We start from the raw sequence: 3,448 nt of genomic DNA, 5'->3' as shown, positions 1-3,448 counted from the left end.
CCAGGGTGAACGGCGCCCCGGCGAAGCCGATCAGCGGGATCGGGCCGAGCTCGGGGCGAGCGCCACCCGCTCGTGCTGCATCCGCCGGTCGACCTCGCGCGCAGCCCGGTCGGCCGCCTCGGCCCGCCACAACCTGCGGGTCCGCACGACGTCGCCGAGAAGGATCGCGGCGGCCATCACTGCGACGGTCGTGGGCAGCTCGTAGGCGTACAGGTAACCGGGGTCCTCCCCGCCCAGGCTGCGCGCCGCCGACGAGATCGCCACGAGCGCGACCGCCGTCCCGGTCGCCCACCGCAGCCGCCCGGCCTCGGCCGCCGAGTAGAGGGCGGCTCCCACCGGGAGCGCGAGGCCGATCGGGGGCAGCCCCAGCGCGTAATAGCCGAGCAGCCCGACACCGGTCGCGACCAGCACGCCGACCGGATGACGCCGGCGCACCAGCATGAGCGCGCCGAACCCGGCCGCGAACAGATAGGCGACCGGGTGGACGCCGTCGCCGCGCACGTCGGCGGCGACCGCGACGGCGACGATCACCGCGGTCAGAAGACCGAGCACCACGCTCACGAGGCCAGACTACGGCGGCGGATCAGCCAGGCGATCCCGCCGAGGACCGCGCCCAGGAGCGCGTTGAAGATCAGAATCCCGAAATAACCGGGCAGCGGGATCGTCTCGGCCGAGTCGAGGAACGGCTGCAGGCACCAGTTCAACAAAATCGACCCGATCCCGTACGCGAGACCCGCCGCAACCAACGTCGGCACCGGCTTCTCGACCTTGGCGAGCACCACCGCGGCGACCCAGCCGACGCAGATGAGCGCGGTGATCAGCAGGGGACCGAAGGGCTTGCCCAGCGGCCCCTGGTACGCCCCCAGGATGCTGAGCCCGGGACGAATGAGCGCCGCAAATCCGAGCACGATGGCGAGCCGCAGGTTCATGCTCCGTACGCTAAGCAGCCGCGGTTGCCGCCGAATCCGCCCTGTGTTGACAGGTGTCGTCAACACCCAGCGACCCGCTAGGGTCGGTTTGTGGATGGCGCTGAACTTGTCGGCGTGCAGAAGACACTCATGCCTGTTCTCAAGGCCAAAGCCCTGGACAACCGCCTGCCGGACCCGATTCTCGGTGACCGGTACGCCGAGCGGGTGATGCGCCGGCTCGATCCCGGCTACGACCGGGGCCGCGGCGCCACGCAGCTGGGTCTAGTCGCCGTGATCCGGAGTCTGGGCCACGACACCTGGGCCTGTGTCACCGACCTGGCCTGGCTGGACCGCATTCCCCGCGACCGCCCGCTGCTCCTGATCGCCGAGGGGCTGGTGCCCTACCTGACCGAGGCTGACGTCCGGCGGCTGCTCACCACCGTCGTCGATGCCTTTCCGAGTGGGCAGCTGCAGTTCGACACGGTGCCGGTCTGGGCCTGGCGCACCTCGCGGTGGGATCCCACGCTGCGCCGGTACGACGCCCAGTTCCACTGCGGATTCGACGATCCGGCGGCGCTGGCCCGGTGGCATCCGCGGCTGGAGTTCCTCGACGAGAATCGTGCGGTTCAGGTTCCCACCACGGAGGTCGTCTAGTGCCCCTACCTCCTGACAATCACGTGCACAGTGAATGGTCGTGGGACACGGCGGTGGGCGACATGGAGCAGACCTGTGTCCGAGCCGTGGAGCTCGGTCTGCCGGCGATCGCTTTCACCGAGCACCTGGACCACACCGTGTGGCGTGTCGCGCTGGAAGGCCCGTACGTCATGGACAACCTCACGGCGCTGGCCGACGCTGAAGGGCTGTTGACGCCGCCCGCTTTTGACGCCGCCGGTTATCTGGAGGCGATCGAGCGATGCCGGGAGAAGTTCCCGCAGTTGCGCGTCCTCAGTGGTCTGGAGCTGGGGGAGCCGCACCGCCACGCCGACCAGATCGCGCAGGTGCTGGCCGCCGGCCGGTTCGACCGGTTGCTCGGCTCGCTGCACACCTTGCCGGACCAGGGCGCCTTCGCCGAGCCCTGGGGCATCTTCCCGCACCGGGACCCCCACGACGTGGTGCGGGACTATCTCGCCGAGGTCGCCGCGATGGTGTCGACCGGCGAGACGTTCTCCGTGCTGGCCCACATCGACTATCCGGTCCGCTTCTGGCCGGCCGAGCACGCCGGCCCTTTCGACCCCGCCGCCTTCGAGGACGAGTTCCGGCATGCGCTGCGGCTGACCGCGCAGTCCGGCCGGGCGCTGGAGGTCAACACCCGGCTGCCGCTGCACGCGACGGTGCTGACCTGGTGGCACGAGGAGGGCGGCGACGCCATCACCTTCGGCAGTGACGCCCACCTGCCGGCCCTGGTCGGACACGGCTTCGCCGAGGCCGCGCAGCTGGCCGAGGCGCACGGCTTCAGACCCGGTGAGGGCCCGCACAGCCTGTGGGGACGGATCGATTGAGCAACGGGGCGACGCGGCTCAGACCGCCGGGTGTCCCTGGGCTTCGGCGGAGAGGTCCTGCCAGTCGGCCCAGGTCTTGAGCCGGTCGGCGTAGACCTGCTGCACCAGCGGGTAGAAGCCCTGGCCGAACAGCACCCGCAGCGGCGGATCGTCAGCATCGACGATCTTGAGCAGTGCCTGGGCCGCGGCGGCCGGGTCGCCGGCCGGCTGTCCGCCCACCAGCGCGGCCAGGCGCCGGCGGAGATCGTCGTACGCCGGGAGCGTCCGGGCCATGTGCCCGTTGGCCAGCGGATCCGGGTTCCTGCCACCCCGGGTGGCGAAACCACCGGGCTCGACGATGGTCACCTTGACGCCGAAGTCCGCGACCTCCCCGGCGAGCGCCTCGTTCAAGCCCTCGAGGGCCCACTTGGACGCGTGGTACGCACCGCCGAGCGGCATGGCGATGACCCCGGCCGCCGAGGACAGCTGGATGATGTGCCCCGAGCGCTGCTCGCGCAGGTACGGCAGCACAGCCTGGATCACCCACACCGCCCCGAACAGATTGGTCTCCAGCTGCTCCCGCAGTTCCTGCCCGGAGAGCTCCTCGACGGCGCCGACCTGGGCGTAGCCGGCATTGTTGACGATGACGTCGAGCCGGCCGAAGTGCTCTTCTGCCCGCCGTACGGTCGAAAAGACCGCCGCCCGGTCGGTCACGTCCATCGCGAGCGGCAGGATCGCGTCGCCGTAGGCGGCGACCAGGTCATCCAGGCTCGCGGTGCTCCGGGCGGTGGCGGCGACCCGGTCGCCGCGGGCCAGCGCGGCCGCGACGAACTCGCGGCCCAGGCCGCGGGACGAGCCGGTGACGAACCAGACCTTGCTCATGGTGTTGCTTCCTTTCCGGTACGGCGTGACATGGCGGTTCACCAGCCGACGGGGCCGAGGCGGTCGACGAAGATCCCGGTCGGCCCGCCGGCGTCGACGGTCGCGAGCCGGATGATCGAGTCGGTGCCCTCGGTGACGGTCAGCTGACCGGTGTGCCGGTTCATGTCGGTGGCGGCGAAC

Annotated in this window: 5 protein-coding genes; 2 read left to right on the top strand and 3 right to left on the bottom strand. The window is 70.9% G+C overall.

What is annotated here, in order from left to right; translation table 11 throughout:
* Nucleotides 1-30 precede the first annotated feature (30 nt).
* Together AB0C29_RS27265 and AB0C29_RS27260 are read right to left on the bottom strand one after the other, a co-directional pair.
* Nucleotides 31-561, bottom strand: a complete 531-nt coding sequence (locus tag AB0C29_RS27265; RefSeq protein ID WP_360825663.1) for a hypothetical protein — start codon at nt 559-561, stop codon at nt 31-33.
* Nucleotides 558-929: a hypothetical protein gene (locus AB0C29_RS27260; RefSeq protein WP_360825660.1), complete on the bottom strand. Its 372-nt coding sequence runs from the start codon at nt 927-929 to the stop codon at nt 558-560. Before AB0C29_RS27260 ends, AB0C29_RS27265 begins: the two co-directional genes overlap by 4 nt.
* Before the next feature lie 114 nt (nt 930-1,043).
* Here AB0C29_RS27260 and AB0C29_RS27255 point away from each other — a divergent pair, with 114 nt between their 5' ends.
* On the top strand, nt 1,044-1,562 hold the full coding sequence (locus tag AB0C29_RS27255) for a hypothetical protein (RefSeq protein ID WP_360825657.1): 519 nt from the start codon (nt 1,044-1,046) through the stop codon (nt 1,560-1,562).
* Complete coding sequence (locus tag AB0C29_RS27250; RefSeq protein WP_360825654.1) at nt 1,562-2,407, top strand: PHP domain-containing protein; 846 nt, start codon at nt 1,562-1,564, stop codon at nt 2,405-2,407. The genes AB0C29_RS27255 and AB0C29_RS27250 overlap by 1 nt, the downstream gene beginning before the upstream one ends.
* An 18-nt stretch (nt 2,408-2,425) precedes the next feature.
* Here AB0C29_RS27250 and AB0C29_RS27245 read toward each other — a convergent pair whose 3' ends face one another.
* On the bottom strand, nt 2,426-3,268 hold the full coding sequence (locus tag AB0C29_RS27245; protein WP_360825651.1) for an SDR family NAD(P)-dependent oxidoreductase: 843 nt from the start codon (nt 3,266-3,268) through the stop codon (nt 2,426-2,428).
* Nucleotides 3,269-3,448 lie beyond the last annotated feature (180 nt).

Origin of the sequence: Actinoplanes sp. NPDC048791, from assembly GCF_040650095.1 — a bacterium.
Classification (GTDB): domain Bacteria; phylum Actinomycetota; class Actinomycetes; order Mycobacteriales; family Micromonosporaceae; genus Actinoplanes.
Note: the sequence above shows the minus strand (reverse complement) of the source record. Positions and strands in the feature narration are given on the sequence as shown.

Coding starts and splice junctions, on each gene's coding strand:
- AB0C29_RS27260 (WP_360825660.1), bottom strand. CDS start 929: ATGAACCTGCGGCTCGCCATCGTGCTCGGATTTGCGGCGCTCATTCGT.
- AB0C29_RS27245 (WP_360825651.1), bottom strand. CDS start 3,268: ATGAGCAAGGTCTGGTTCGTCACCGGCTCGTCCCGCGGCCTGGGCCGC.